This is a genomic window from Lacrimispora sp. 38-1 (genome assembly GCF_049890855.1).
Lineage (GTDB): Bacteria > Bacillota > Clostridia > Lachnospirales > Lachnospiraceae > Lacrimispora.
Window position 1 is genome coordinate 74,695 of sequence record NZ_JBANEW010000066.1, and the last position, 15,029, is coordinate 89,723.

Sequence of the window (15,029 nt, forward strand, 5' to 3'; positions counted from 1 at the left end):
TTTGGAGGAGTAACCCATGAAAAAGATTATTACAATCAGTCGTGAGTTTGGAGCTGGCGGCGGAGAAATCGGAAGAAAAGCAGCCAGTATTATGAACTATGAATTCTATGATAAAGAGTTGATTCTGAAAGCGGCAAGAGAATCTAACGTAGATGTTGAAAGCTTGCTGAAATGGGATGAACAGGTACCCATTAACTTCGGATTTGCCCAGAGCCTCTTTGATTTTTACAATAAGCCGCTGAGCGAAAAGCTTTTTAATGCCCAGAGTCATATCATTAAAAAAGTTGCAGAAAAAGGAAACTGCGTGATCGTTGGCCGAAATGCAAATACCATATTAAAGGAATATGATAATACTTTACACGTATTTATACATGCAGATTCCCACTGGCGCTTAAAGCGCATGAAGGAAAAAATGCCTGATGCAACGGAAGCTAAAATAAAAGAGCAGATCTCTATCATTGATAAAATGAGAAGAAAAAATTGTGCTTATTATACAAATACGGAATTTGGCGGGGCAGATTATTATGATATCAGTTTCAATACGTCTAAATTAGGAATTGATGCATGTGTGGAGATAATCTGTAATTTAGCAAAGCAGTAAATGGGAAGGTTATTAAAGAAAAAAGGTGTAAATAATTCGGTATACCGGAATCATTTACACCTTCCCTGCAATTAATTATTAAAATCCATTAAAACCGCTCTTACAGGTGCTGCTTCTGCACCTTCAATATTTACCGGCAATGCAAACAGCAGATATTCACCTTCCTCAATCTCTTTCAGGCGTAAGCCTTCCAGAATAAGAATCCCTTTCGCCATTAACTGAAGGTGGGTTTCATGGCCCGGCTGGGCACGCTCAATGCCCAGAGCATCGATTCCAACTCCCTTAATTCTGTGATTTACCAGATACTCCGCACCGGATTGCTCCAGATAAACAAAATCACCTTCCAAAACGTTCTCGTAGGAATTTCTTGTCTTCAAAAGTATAAAATCCCCATCGGCAATGTCTTTGCTGCTAAGATCCCTCGCTGTTATTTTGTTGGTTACAGCAGTTAAATCAAGCACCTTACATTTCGTGATCAGTTCCTTAAAGTCTAATGTCTCAATGGTATTTCCCTCAGGTATCATATGGAGCGTCCGGTCTAAATGAGTACCGGTATGCAGATTCATTTCAATTTTACTTTCATACGCGGTTCCGGAAGCAAAATCACTGACTGTCTTAAGAAGAGGACGTTTTTCTTCCTTTCCTTTATAAACCGGCATGTCATGATTGATTAACATGGATATATCATATAGTTTGTCATAATTAATTTTCATAAGTTCCTCCTTAAATATCCCACCATTTTCGTCCGTCCTTCGCCAGAAGTTCAAAAGAAGCTTCCGGTCCCATGGACCCCGCATCATAATTGGGAAAATGTATTTTTGCCTGTTCTCTGTATTGAATCAACCGGTCTGCCACCCTCCATGCGGACTCAACCTCATCCCATCTGGAGAAAAGGGAAGCATCTCCCCTGAGGATGTCATAAATGAGCCGTTCATACGCTTCAGGGGTATTCCCCTGTATGGGATTATGGGTACTTGTATCCATTTTAGCCGGTATAATTCCACTATGTGCATGATAATCCTTTGTATTGAACTGAAAGTAAACACCTACATTTGGCTGAATGCGAAGAATCAGGAGGTTGGGTTCCTGAATATCCTTATCCTTAAAGTAAAGGATATTTGGCATGGGTTTAAATTGAATCACTATTTCAGCCATTCCATTTGCAAGCCGTTTGCCGGTCCTGAGATAGAACGGGGTACCTGCCCATCGAAAGTTATTGATATGAAGCTTTATGGCTGCAAAGGTTTCCGTGTCGGAATTATCTGAAACATTCTCCTCTTCCCGGTATGCCGGTACATCTTTTCCTTCAATTATTCCTTTTCCATATTGTCCGAATATCACATTATTTTTTAAAAATTCCGGCGTTATGTCTTCAATTGCTGCAAGAACTTTCTGCTTCTCTGAACGAATGGAATCCATCTGCAGATTAATTGGCGGCTCCATGGCAATCAGGGTCAGGATTTGAAAAATATGATTCTGTATCATATCTCTCATGGCACCGGCCCGCTCATAATATCCGCCTCTTGAGCCAACCCCCAGTGTTTCTGTCAGGGATATCTGAATATTATCCACATACTTATTATTCCAGACTGCTTCAAAAACAGAGTTAGCAAAGCGGAGTACCATAATATTCTGAATCATTTCTTTACCCAGGTAATGATCGATACGGTAAATGCTCGTTTCCGGATATACCTCTAGTATCTTATTGTTCAGATTTCTTGCCGTTGTTAAGTCTTTGCCAAAGGGTTTTTCTATAACAAGCCTGTTAAAATCCCTGGAACAGCATGACATATTACTGGTCTTAAGTCCTTGTACAATCGTTTCAAAATGTTCTGGTGCAACAGCGAGATAAAAAATCCTGTTGCCATTTGTCTGGAATTTCTGATCCAGATCCTGCAGATAAATGTTGAGTGCATGATATCCATATATATCGGTAAAATCAAACGGATAGTAATGGATCATGGCCTTTAATTTATTCCAGATAACATCATCCATTTTTTTTCTTGAGTACTTATTGACAGATGTATAAATATCCCGCTTATATTCTTCCAGGGACATGACCCGTCTCCCTATGGATACAATGGCAAAATGTTCGGGGATCAATTTGTCCCGCACCAGATTGTATAAAGCCGGAATCAGTTTACGATGTGTCAAATCACCGGTACCGCCAAAGATTACAAAAATGGAGGATAAGTTATCATTGATCAGATGTAATTTTTCTTTCATTCTGAACTTTCCTTTCCCATTGTTTTCCTTACTCTTCCCATTGTGTATGGAAGATACCCTCTTTATCCTTACGTTCATAGGTATGCGCGCCAAAGAAATCTCTCTGTGCCTGTAACAGATTTATTGGCAGTTCCGCTGAACGGTAGCTGTCATAATAAGCCAATGAACTTGAAAAACCCGGAACCGGGATACCATAGTTTATGGCTGTTGTAATCGTCTCTCTCCATTCCTTCTGGTAATTATTCAGGATACTGCTAAAATAATCCTCTAATAACAGGTTTTCCAGCTCAGGATTTTTTTCATAAGCCTGGGTAATCTGATTCAGGAACTGTGCTCTGATAATACATCCGCCCCGGAAAATTTTTGCAATTTCACTATAGGATAAGTCCCAGTGATACAGTCTGGAAGCATTTTTTAATAATCCAAAGCCCTGTGCATAAGCACAGATTTTACTTGCATACAGAGCCTTACGTATTGATTCAATCAACTCTTCTGGTTTTTGTTTCAGGGTATCTGCACCCCGAAGCAGCCTGTTTGCTGTTACTCGTTCCTCTTTCATGGTAGATAGATATCTTTCATATACTGCTGTAGTAATCGTGGGAGTAGGTGCACCCAGATCAAGAGATATCTGTCCCATCCATTTGCCCGTACCTTTCTGTCCTGCCACATCCAGTATCTTATCAACCAGATACCCCTCGCCCTGTTCATCCTTTGTCTGGAATATCTTTGCTGTAATAGCAATGAGATAACTGTTCAGCTCCCCCTGATTCCACTGGTCAAAGATATCATGCAGCTGCTCTGGTTCCAGTCCCAGTACATGCTTCATGATGGAGTAAGCCTCGCTGATTAATTGCATATCCGCGTATTCTATTCCGTTGTGGACCATTTTTACAAAATGTCCTGCCCCGTTTTCACCGATATAAGTACTGCAGGCTTCCTGGCCTACCTTAGCAGAGATTGCAGTCAAAACCGGTTCCAGCCGGTCATAGGCTTCCCTGGCTCCTCCTGACATAATGGCAGGTCCTTTTCTGGCTCCTTCCTCTCCTCCGGAGATTCCGGTTCCAAGATAATAAAATCCCTTTTCTTCCAGTTCCTTACTTCTTCGCATGGTATCCAGATAATAGGAATTGCCTCCATCCATGAGGATATCTCCTTTATCCAGATAAGGAACCAGCTTATGAATGGTATCATCCACTGCTTCTCCGGCTTTCACCATCAATATGATTCTCCGGGGTGTATCAAGGGAATCAGCAAATTCTTTCAGGGAGTAGAAACCCAGGATGTCTTTATCCCCGTATTCCTCTGATAATTCATTTGTTTTATCTGGTGTTCTGTTATATACTGCTACTGAGTAACCGTGATCAGCAATGTTTAATGCAAGATTTTTTCCCATTACTGCAAGACCAATTACCCCTATCTGCTGTTTTTTCATATATCTCTCTCCTTTTTGTGTCAGTTAGTGTACTCTTACTATGTTTTTTTATTATATATACAGTTGGTTTAATCTTCTGTAATTAAGTTACATAAGGAACCGATCCAGAGAAATTTTCTAATACTTCTTGTCAAATACTCCTTTATCGTTTAACGTTATAAGGAACAATGATCGTCATAAATGTAAAAGAAAGGAAACATGTGATATCTGGCTTCAAAATATCATAGAAAAAAATATGAACAGGAATCAAATTTTTATTCTGACTGTCATCCTTATGCTGCTGACCGGATGTGCAAGATCTTCTTTCCGCCCCTTACCTTCCACCTATGTGACCAGTCAGGGGCAGTCTGCTTCCCCTTCCCAGACACTCTCAGCCTCACAGGATTCAAAGACGGAAACGGACAGGCTCCCGGAAGGAATCAGCGAAGATTTTATGGCTTTTATTAAATCTCAATATGGAACCAGTATCTATGACAGGCTCACAGCCTCATTTCAATCGGGCTCTGATGGTGGCGGACTATGGCATGAACTGACCGGAAGCTCCCTTTGGGTTTTAAAAGACCGCTATTCTGGCATTCTTAATTCGCCAGACACCGCACGCTCCCACCGGATATGGCTGAAGGAATCTTCCGATCCCAATCAGGTGGTATTGTCCTTTGCCGGAGATATAAGCTTCGCCGACGGATACGCCAATATGTCCGCATACCATATAAGAGGCGGCATTGATTCCTGCATTCTGCCCAATGTAAGGGCACGAATGGCTGCAGCAGATATTATGATGATTAACAACGAATTCTGTTACAGCAGGAGAGGAACCCCTCTGACTGGAAAAACCTTTACCTTCCGTGCGGACCCTTCCATGGTCCGGAATTTAAATTCACTGTCAGTCGATCTGGTGTCTCTTGCTAATAATCACGTTTATGATTACGGACCAGAGGCTCTTTTGGATACACTTGACACATTATCCGGTGCAGGAATTCCATATGCCGGTGCGGGAAGAATCATTGAGGAAGCAAAAGAACCTGTTTACTTTATATCCGGCGGTATGAAAATTTCCTTTGTATGCGCCACACAGATAGAACGTTCCACACGATTTACAAAGGAGGCCGGTGCAGACAGTCCGGGGGTTTTAAGAACAGATGATCCTGCTATTTACCTGGCTGCTGTGGAAAAAGCGAAGTCAGACAGCGATTTCGTAGTGGTTTTTATCCATTGGGGGACCGAAGGCACCAATTACTTTGAAGAGGACCAGCAATATCTCGCCCGTCAGCTTATTGACCATGGTGCAGGACTAGTCATTGGCTGCCACCCTCATGTTCTCCAGGGGATTGAATATTATCAGGGCGTTCCCATCGTATACAGCCTGGGGAATTTCTGGTTTAACAGCAGAACCATCCCTACCGGTCTTATGGAAGCAGTAATCACTCCCAGTGGTCTTAATAAACTGCAGTTTATCCCCTGTATTCAGGAAAACTGCAGCACCGATCTGGTTGTTTCCCCTGATAAAAAGCAGAAAGCTTTCCAGTTTATGGAACAGCTCTCATCCTCAGTTACCATAGATACTGAGGGAATCATTCATCCCCTTCCAGAATAAGGTAAGATTACAATTCTATTAACAAATCGCCGTTTTCTTACGTATTCTTACGCCTTTTTAACTTTCCTTGACCTTGTACTTACTCCATGGTTTAAAGTCTCCCTATCAGCCGATGCGAGCTGAATATGCCCAAAAAATATGGGCGGGAGAGATGAACACCCTACGGGTATCCCTTTATGCCCAAAAAACGTGGGCGGGAGAGATGAAAGGAGAATTATTATGAAGAAACGGAAACTGAAATGGCTGATTCCCTGCGCTGCAGCGCTTTTTACCATAGGTGCCTCCATGACATCCTTTGCAGCACAAGGTTGGGCCGAAGAAAACGGCAGCTGGGTGTACTATGATGACAATGGTGACATAACTACAGAAGCCTGGAAAAAATCAGGAGATAACTGGTTTTACTTAGACTCTGACGGTCAGCTTGCCACCAGCCAGGTAATCGAATCGGATGACAATTATTACTACGTGAACTCCGTAGGTGCCATGGTTACCGATGAATGGAGAGAAGTTCCATCTGACAGTGACGAAGAAGACGCAGCAGATACCAACTGGTATTATTTTGGCAGCAACGGTAAGGCTTATAAAGCATCTTCTACCGGTAAAACCAATTTTAAATCAGTGAAAATTGCAAATGGGGAAACTCATTCCTACGCTTTTGATACAGAAGGAAAAATGCTGTATGGCTGGCTTGATGACGCTTCTACCCGTGTTACAGGCGATGATGCATGGAAAGAGGGAATCTATTACTGCGGCCCATCCTCAGACGGCGCCCGTGCAGACGGCTGGAAATCCATAGAAGTTGAAGACGAACCTGAGAAAGATGATGATTTTAATGGTTCCTACTGGTTCTACTTTGGTTCAAATGGTAAGAAGACCACCGATACAACAAAAACCATCAACGGCAAAAAATACCGTTTTAATGAATACGGTGCTGCAGAATATGACTGGTATGAGGTAGCTCCTGCTTCCGCTTCCACCGCAAGCTCAGCAAACCAGTATTATAATCTTCCTGAAGAATGCTGGCAGGCAAAGGGCTGGTTTAAAGCAGTTCCAAGCGAGGAGCTGGACGCAGAAGCGCATGATGATGACACCCAGTACTGGTTCTACGCAAATACCGACGGTAATCTTGTAAAGAGCCAGATCAAATCCATTGACGGCATCAAATATGCCTTCAATGAAAAAGGTGAAATGCTTCACGGACTTTATAACCTTTCCTTAACAGGCAATACGATTGAATCATATGATGAAATCGAGGCAGAAAACGAACTTCCGGCAGTAGATGACACCGGTTTGGTTTACTACTTTGGAAATTCACCAAAGGAAGGCGCTATGGCCACAGGTAAAACCACCATTGAATTAGACGGAGAAACCTATACCTTCAACTTCCGCAAATCCGGAAGCAACAAGGGTGCAGGATATAACGGCATCACTGATGACAGCATTTACATCCAGGGACGTCTCTTAAAGGCTGATAAAGATGAGAAATACAAAGTAGTCGAATTCAACGGCAAAGAATACTTAATCAGCACCTCCGGTAAGCTTGCAAAGAGCAAAACAAATGTAAAAGACGGCGATGAGAAATACTACATCACAAACAGTGACGGTACCATCAAAGAGTCCGGTTACGACAAATTAAAATAATAACGAAAATAAATAACGAAAGCGGCTGCGAGGATTGGATTCCCATCCTGCAGCCGCTTTCGTTATTTATTATTTTTACTTCGATAGATCTTTTCTGCTGTAACCGGAAGCTCCCTGACTCTTGCGCCCACCGCATTGGCAATGGCATCTGCAATGGCTGGAGATGGTGTATTAATAACAATTTCTCCAATGGATTTTGCTCCAAAAGGCCCGGTAGGTTCATAGCTGCTTTCAAATTCCACCCGGATCGTCCCTATGTCCAGTCTGGAAGGCAGCTTATACTGCATAAATGAGTTCTGCTGCATCTGTCCTTTTTCCGTATAGGTAATATCCTCATAAAGAGCCATGCCGATTCCCTGGGCAAGTCCCCCTTCCGTCTGGATTCTGGCCAGATTCGGATTGATGGTTGTTCCGCAGTCCACAACTGCCACATAATCAATCAGCTCTGCCTCGCCGGTTTCCTGATCTACCTCTACTTCTGCCATTCCTACCATAAATGGGGGCGGAGATACAGGAGAAGTATGGGAAGCTCCCGCCGAGAGCATTTTTTCATTGAAGCACATAACCTTATTTCCAATATCCTTCAAAGATATTTCCAGTCCGCCTTCCGGCTGCCAAACCCTGGTTCCGTCAAATTCCAGGGATTTTTTTTCACAGGACAAGTATTCCGCCCCTTTATCCAGAATTTTATCACGCATCTCACCGCAGGCCTTAACAACTGCCATGCCGGTCAAATACATGGTGCTGGAAGCATAAGATCCGGAATCATAGGGAGATACATCCGTATCGGTTCCATGAACTACAATCTGATCCAGATCGCATTCCAGACAATCTGCCGCAACCTGGGCTAAGGTGGTATCGCATCCTGTCCCCATATCAGAGGCCCCGATCATAAGAGTATAAAACCCGTCATCATTGAGACGCAGCTCCACAGAAGCTACATCCACTCCTGATATGGCAGAGCCCTGCATTGCCATGGCAACTCCAACTCCCCGGACCTTACCATTTCCCATATCGATTCTCGGATATTTCTTATCCCAGTCCATCATTTTCTTAGCATGGGCCATACAGCGGTCAAGGGCACAGCTTTTTAAAGTTTCTCCATAGTAAGCAGGCATCACATCTCCTTCTCTCACCATGTTTAACTCTCTGATTTTCACTTTATCCATCCCTATTTTTTCCGCAAGCTCATTGATGGCGGATTCCACCGCAAAGATTCCCTGAGTGGCTCCGTATCCCCGGTAAGCACCGGCTGACATACAGTTGGTATAAACCACATCATAAGCGAACCGGAATGCTCTGGGCGTTCTGTAAAGAGGTATGGACTTATGTCCGGACAATCCAACTGTTGTAGGTCCGTGTTCTCCATATGCTCCTGTATTGGATAATGTATAAACATCAATTGCCTGAAGAATTCCGTTCTTATCCGCCCCAACCCGGACCCGTACCTCCATCTCATGCCGGGGAGAGGAGGCGATCTGAGATTCGTATCTGCTGTAAATGATCTTGGCCGCTCTTCCGGTTTTCATGGTAACGATTGCAGGATATACTTCTGCTACGACTGTCTGTTTGGCTCCGAATCCGCCTCCGATTCTGGGTTTTATGACCCGAATTCTGGATTTTGGAATATCCAGTGCATGAGCAAGGATTCTTCTCACATGAAAAGTAACCTGGGTGGATGCCACCATATTCAGTCTTCCGTAAGCATCCAGATAGGAATAGGCGCGGAAAGTTTCCATCATGGCCTGCTGATTGGCTTTTGTATGGTACACCTGTTCCACAACGTAATCACACTGCTTTAATAATGCCTCCACATCTCCATGCTCTTCGCCTCCGGAAGCACATAAATTACGGCGGTTATCCGCTCCTACAGGGCAAAGACTTTCCCAGTTTTCTTCCGGATGAATGAGTACTTTATGATCCTTTGCCTTTTTAAAATCAAGAACCGGCTCCAGGACTTCATAATCCACTTTAATGAGCCGGAGAGCGTGGTCTACCGCTTCTTCTGTTTCTCCTGCAACGATTGCAGCAGCATCTCCCACAAACCTCATTCTGTTATCCAGAATCAGCCTGTCATAAGGACTTGGTTCCGGATAAGTCTGTCCAGCCATGGTAAACCGTTTTCCCGGTACATCACGGTACGTAAGAATACAGGCAATTCCATCTACATTTTTTGCTTTTTCTGTATCAATCTGCCGGATTAAGGCATGGGCATGAGGACTTCGTAAAACCTTTACAATCAGGCAGTCACCTGGCGCCAGATCATCTGTAAAAACAGGTTTTCCAGTCACCAATGCTTTCGAATCCTTCTTTTTAACAGAAGTATTTACGGTGCGCATCTTAACATTCATTCCTGTTTTCTCCTCTGCTTAAGTAATTTTTTACAGCACGCAGCTGACCCATATATCCGCTGCAGCGGCAAAGATTGCCCGCCAGATATTCTTTAACCTTCTCTTCCTCAAACGAATCCAGCTCTTTTTCCATTGCAAGAACATTCATAATCAGACCCGGGCTGCAAAAACCGCACTGCTCTGCTCCTTCAGCCGCCAGGTAAGAACCAAATTCCTCCGCCTCTTTTTGCACCCCTTCCAGAGTCACCACCTCACAGCCGTCTGCCCTAGCCGCAAGATAAGAACAGGAAAGCCTTGAAACTCCATTGACAAGGACTGTACACAGCCCGCAGTTTTCCGTCTCACAGCCGCATTTTACACTGTAACAGCCTTTCCTGCGCAGCAGGTGAAACAGAGTTTCATCATCTTTCGTCTCCTCATAAATGAGTCTCCCGTTTAATGTAAATTCAATCTGCATTTACTCTTCCTCCCGGTCCAGTGCCATGAAAAGCCGTTTGATATAAACCTCTGCCAGATGCTTCCTGTATTCCCCGCTGCCTCTCATATTTGTGCCGTAACGAAACTGGGCCGCTGCCAGCACAGCCAGTTCCTTTAATTCCTCTGCTTCTTTACGGCTTATAACGGCCAGCTCCGCCCGTGCTGGTCTGGCACCAACTGACACGTAATAAGTCTCATCTTTTACAGACACGCAGCATGCAATGAGAGGAAAATCCGTTTTCGTCATTCGGGAAGCTGAATAAAATGCCTTTCTTCCATCCTTTTTGATCCGGATTCTCACAAGAATGTCCCGGTTGAATTTCTGCCTGCAAAACTCTTCAAGAGGGATTACGCCACCCTTATAAAGCTCAACGTAAGTATCCAGTGCAAGCATACAGGTCAGAATGTCGGAAAAGCCGAACCTTCCGAAAATGCTGCCTCCTGCTGTTGCTCCGTTTCGAAACTGGACTCCTACAATAGAACGGGTGCATTCCTTAAATAAGCCTGGAAAATACCGGTCAAGCCCTTTGTGGATTTCCAGCTGGCGCAGAGTGCACATGGCTCCAATGATAAACTCATCCTCTGTCTCCTCAATTCCATCAAGTCCAAGACCGGATAAATCCACGAGAGTCATCTTGACCCGGTTCTGTACCTTCAGCCACATCATTCCGGCACCGATTACACTGCTTTTTTTCTGGTTCAGATCATAAGCTTCTTCCAGACTTTCTGCCTTAACGTAATTCTTAAATCTGATCACTTAAATTTTCCTCCCTAATAGAACTGGATCTATCAGTAAACAACGTATTTATTAATAAGTTACGCTTATATTCGACAATATATTTATTAAAAACCTCAAAAAGTATATCATACTCTTCCCTGTTTTGACAATATTATTTTCCTGAATCAACAACTTGTTCCGCCCCTCATCAAGTGATAAGATGGAAAAAAAGCAGAAAGGATTATATACGATGCAGGCATATTTATTTGTTCACTTCAAAGAGAAGACAGATCCGGATGGCGAGGCTGTCTATTTTTCAATCAGCGAAGATGGGTTTCACTGGCAGGAGGTAAATGGTGGCAGTCCCATTCTTACCAGCACCATAGGAGAGAAAGGAGTGCGGGATTTTACCATCTGCCGTACGAAAGAAGGGATTTATTACATACTTGCCACAGACTTAAGCCTGGCAAGAAATTTTAAGACTAAGTATGAAGGCAGCTGGGAAAACGTCAGCAGATATGGCAGCAGGAACCTGGTCCTCTGGGAATCCCCTGATTTGATTCACTGGTCCGCGCCCCGCCTGATTTCTCTGGGGGACGAACCCTTTGGCTGTTTATGGGCTCCTGATATCATCTTTGATGAAGAAGCAGGTGATTATCTCATCCACTGGTCCTCTTCCCACCCCTCCAACAATTACGGACCGAAGAAAATTTATTACAGCCGGACCAGGGATTTCATACATTTTACCAGTCCAAACGTATTATACGAGAAGGAAGACAGTGATATCATTGATTCTGCTCTATATAAGGACAATAACAATTTTTATCTTTTTGTGAAAAGCAATCCCAATCCTGCTGCCATATTATTGCTTCAGTCTCATAAGATTACCGGTCCATTTTCCATCATCCCGGAATTCAGCGAAGAAATGAAAAAACTGGAACAGGGACAATACGAAGCCCCTACTGCATTCCGGACAGAGGACGGACGCTGGTGCCTGTTTCTGGATTATTATGGTACGAAGATAAAAGAAAAGCAGGGATACGTTCCATTTATAGCCGATACTATTTCCTCCGGAAACTTTATCCGGTCAGATAAATCCTTTACTTTTCCTTACGGATTCAAACACGGAACAGTTTTAACAATCAACCAGGAGGAATACGACAGACTGAACTGTGCTGTTTTTATTTAAGAAAAATTTGGCATAATAAATCAGCCAAAAACGCTTACAATAATAGATGCAACAACAATTAAAGGAGGGTTAATCTATGTTAGTAAACGGTAAAAACGAATGTATCCAATGTACTATTGACAATTGCGCCTATCATGCCAAAAGCGATGACTACTGCACACTGGAAAGAATTAAAGTAGGTACTCATGAGCAGAATCCTACAAAAAAAGAGTGCACAGACTGCGAATCCTTTAAAAACCAGGCATAAGAAGTCAGTTCTAATTTCCTCCTGACATGCAGAAAAGATATCATTTCTTTCTGCATATGAAAAAAGCTGCTGCACCCTGAGTGCAGCAGCTTTCTATATGATCAGCTGTTATAAATCGGATATTTATCACAGATTTTTGTTACTTCGTCTCTGATGTAACCGGCTTTATTTTCAAAATCAGTTGCCGCAAGCCAGATACATTCCGCAATCTTTTCCATGTCTTCTTCCTTCAATCCTCTTGAGGTGACTGCAGGAGTACCTACGCGGACACCGGAAGTAACAAAGGGGCTTCTTGGATCATTGGGTACCGCATTCTTATTCAGGGTAATAAATACCTCGTCGCAGCGGTTCTGAAGTTCTTTTCCCGTAACCTCCATACCTCTTAAGTCAATCAGCATCAGATGATTATCCGTGCCGCCCGTGAGAATATGAAATCCCTGATTCACCAGTGCTGCAGCAAGAGCCTTGGCATTCTTAACCACCTGTTCCTGATATGTCTTAAACTCAGGCTTTAAAGCTTCTCCAAAACATACTGCTTTTCCAGCAATTACATGCTCCAGAGGACCACCCTGGGTTCCCGGGAAAATTGCTTTATTAAAATTAAACTTATCAGCGGCCTCCTGGTTTGCCAGAATCATTCCGCCTCTTGGTCCTCTTAACGTTTTATGGGTAGTCGTTGTAACCACATCTGCATAGGGAATGGGACTCTCATGAAGTCCTGCTGCAACCAGACCTGCAATGTGAGCCATGTCCACCATTAAATAAGCTCCTGACTTATCTGCAACTTCTCTGAACCGCTTAAAGTCAATGGCTCTGCCATATGCACTTGCTCCCGCTACAATCAGCTTGGGCTTATGCTCCATAGCGAGACGCTCCATCTCATCATAATCAAGGAATCCATCATCATTGACTCCATAAGGAACGATATTAAAATACAGACCGGAAAAGTTTACCGGGCTTCCATGGGTTAAATGACCGCCGTGGTTTAAATTCATTCCCATAACTGTATCGCCGGGATTTAACATGGCAAGAAATACCGCCATATTGGCCTGGGCACCTGAATGGGGCTGAACATTGGCATAATCACAGCCGAACAGTTTTTTCGCACGTTCGATGGCGATGCTTTCCACAACATCCACCTCTTCGCAGCCACCATAATAACGCTTTCCCGGGTAACCTTCTGCATATTTATTTGTAAGCACAGTTCCCATCGCCATCATAACCGGTTCTGAAACAATGTTTTCGGATGCGATCAATTCCAGATTTCTTCTCTGACGTGCGCATTCCTTTTCAATGGCTTCTCCTACTTCCTTGTCAAAGCCGGTGATAAACTTCATTACTTCATTTACCATGTCCATTCCCTCACTTTTCCTTTTGAATCGTTACTCTTTAGCATTTTGGTAGATTATATAGCAAACTTCCTTATCATGTCAAGGCTTTCTCATCCTCTGCGCGCTGTGCCAGCAGCTTTTCGTAAAGATCCTGGTCAAAAGGATAGGAAATTTTCTTCTCCAGCCAGGAAGAGAGATACGCTCCATTTGCCATCATAAGTGTACAGATTCCGTCTTCACCCGGGGCCATAAGCGCTTCCCCTGTCCGCAGATGATCTGAAAAGTTCTGAAAAATCATGCGGTATTCCTGTCCTTCATGATTTTCTGCTGCAAGCGGCCTCCGGATAAATTCCAGCTTTCCGAACGGATCTTTATTTGTCCTGGCAAATTCCTCTGTGGTAACTGCATTTTCATCAAAAATCAGTTCTGTTCCGTCTGAAATGGTCAGCCGTCCCTTCGATCCCCAGACTTCAAGACGGTTTGTTCCAGGATTCTCTCCAGTAGAGCTGATTAAGGTTCCCCGAAATCCATTTTTATAGAAAAACTGAAGATCAAAGCTGTCATCTACTGCAATGGGATTATATTTTCCATAATCAATGGAAGCATAAACCTCATCCGGCATTCCAAAGAGCCACTGCCAGATATCCAGATAATGCTGGCACTGGTTAATTAAAAGACCGCCATGTTCCCCGCTCCAGGTGCTTCTCCATGCAGCGCTGCTGTGATAGACAGGAGTACGGTACCAGGTATTGCAGACCCACACAGCCCTGGTTATTTTTCCCAGCCCTCCGGCTTTTAAAAACTCTCCGGCAGACAGAAAACCGCCTTTCATACGGGTATTAAATATCATTCCAAGACTAATGCCTGACTTCTTTGCTTCTGCAACCAACACCTGCGCTTCTTTTGCGGAGATCCCCAATGGCTTGTCCATGAGAATATGCTTTCCTGACCGCACCGCCATCATTCCGAATGGAACATGGGTATCATGAGGAGTTACTATCACCGCTGCATCAAATCCCTCCCCGGATGCAAACACTGCATCTGCATCTTCATAGATGTTTACATCCGGATACAGATTCTTAATTTCCTCCTGTCCATTTGCATTTCGACAGCAGATTCCAGCCAGAACCATCCCGCTTACTTCACCCGCCGCCAGCATCCGGGCATATTTTTTTCCCATTCCTCCATAGCCGATTATAACTGCTCTGACTGTCTTCATGCC

General features: G+C 43.6%; 13 protein-coding genes. 5 read left to right on the forward strand and 8 right to left on the reverse strand.

Translation table 11 applies throughout. From position 1 onward, the window contains the following. Positions 1-16: 16 nt before the first annotated feature. Positions 17-601 (forward strand): AAA family ATPase, encoded by a 585-nt coding sequence (locus V7D18_RS19770; protein ID WP_426156755.1) that lies wholly within the window; start codon positions 17-19, stop codon positions 599-601. Between the two features lie 71 nt (positions 602-672). Here V7D18_RS19770 and V7D18_RS19775 read toward each other — a convergent pair whose 3' ends face one another. The 3 genes from V7D18_RS19775 to gndA are packed head-to-tail and all read right to left on the reverse strand — an operon-like array spanning position 673 to position 4,259. Continuing rightward, positions 673-1,314 (reverse strand): cyclase family protein, encoded by a 642-nt coding sequence (locus tag V7D18_RS19775; RefSeq protein ID WP_426156757.1) that lies wholly within the window; start codon positions 1,312-1,314, stop codon positions 673-675. A 10-nt stretch (positions 1,315-1,324) separates the two neighbouring features. Then, a complete protein-coding gene (gene zwf, locus V7D18_RS19780) occupies positions 1,325-2,827 on the reverse strand; it encodes a glucose-6-phosphate dehydrogenase (RefSeq protein WP_426156759.1) in 1,503 nt (500 codons plus the stop codon). A 28-nt stretch (positions 2,828-2,855) separates the two neighbouring features. Beyond that, on the reverse strand, positions 2,856-4,259 hold the full coding sequence (gndA, locus tag V7D18_RS19785) for an NADP-dependent phosphogluconate dehydrogenase (RefSeq protein WP_426156761.1): 1,404 nt from the start codon (positions 4,257-4,259) through the stop codon (positions 2,856-2,858). A 235-nt stretch (positions 4,260-4,494) separates the two neighbouring features. On the opposite strand from gndA, the gene V7D18_RS19790 reads away from it, so the two are divergent. Then, complete coding sequence (locus V7D18_RS19790; protein WP_426156763.1) at positions 4,495-5,853, forward strand: CapA family protein; 1,359 nt, start codon at positions 4,495-4,497, stop codon at positions 5,851-5,853. 219 nt (positions 5,854-6,072) lie between these two features. Beyond that, positions 6,073-7,494 carry a cell wall-binding protein gene (locus V7D18_RS19795; RefSeq protein ID WP_426156765.1) on the forward strand — a complete coding sequence of 474 codons (1,422 nt, stop codon included), beginning with the start codon at positions 6,073-6,075 and terminating at the stop codon, positions 7,492-7,494. Positions 7,495-7,556: 62 nt separating this feature from the next. On the opposite strand, the gene V7D18_RS19800 is transcribed toward V7D18_RS19795, so the two are convergent. The 3 genes from V7D18_RS19800 to V7D18_RS19810 are packed head-to-tail and all read right to left on the reverse strand — an operon-like array spanning position 7,557 to position 11,079. After that, entirely contained in the window at positions 7,557-9,833 is a 2,277-nt protein-coding gene (locus V7D18_RS19800) for a xanthine dehydrogenase family protein molybdopterin-binding subunit (protein ID WP_426156816.1), read from the reverse strand. A 1-nt stretch (position 9,834) separates the two neighbouring features. Beyond that, positions 9,835-10,302: a (2Fe-2S)-binding protein gene (locus V7D18_RS19805; protein ID WP_426156767.1), complete on the reverse strand. Its 468-nt coding sequence runs from the start codon at positions 10,300-10,302 to the stop codon at positions 9,835-9,837. After that, positions 10,303-11,079, reverse strand: a complete 777-nt coding sequence (locus V7D18_RS19810) for an FAD binding domain-containing protein (RefSeq protein ID WP_426156769.1) — start codon at positions 11,077-11,079, stop codon at positions 10,303-10,305. A 181-nt stretch (positions 11,080-11,260) separates the two neighbouring features. Here V7D18_RS19810 and V7D18_RS19815 point away from each other — a divergent pair, with 181 nt between their 5' ends. Together V7D18_RS19815 and V7D18_RS19820 are read left to right on the forward strand one after the other, a co-directional pair. Continuing rightward, entirely contained in the window at positions 11,261-12,229 is a 969-nt protein-coding gene (locus tag V7D18_RS19815; RefSeq protein ID WP_426156771.1) for a glycoside hydrolase family 43 protein, read from the forward strand. Positions 12,230-12,305: 76 nt separating this feature from the next. Beyond that, the gene (locus V7D18_RS19820) at positions 12,306-12,476 is read left to right on the forward strand and encodes a DUF1540 domain-containing protein (protein WP_426156773.1); all 171 of its coding nucleotides are present in this window, start codon (positions 12,306-12,308) and stop codon (positions 12,474-12,476) included. A 101-nt stretch (positions 12,477-12,577) separates the two neighbouring features. Here the strand turns inward: V7D18_RS19820 and glyA are convergent, their stop codons facing one another. Together glyA and V7D18_RS19830 are read right to left on the reverse strand one after the other, a co-directional pair. Then, the gene (gene glyA / locus V7D18_RS19825; protein WP_426156775.1) at positions 12,578-13,828 is read right to left on the reverse strand and encodes a serine hydroxymethyltransferase; all 1,251 of its coding nucleotides are present in this window, start codon (positions 13,826-13,828) and stop codon (positions 12,578-12,580) included. A gap of 73 nt (positions 13,829-13,901) precedes the next feature. Continuing rightward, positions 13,902-15,026, reverse strand: coding sequence for a Gfo/Idh/MocA family protein (locus V7D18_RS19830; RefSeq protein WP_426156777.1), 1,125 nt, complete (start codon positions 15,024-15,026; stop codon positions 13,902-13,904). Positions 15,027-15,029: the final 3 nt, after the last annotated feature.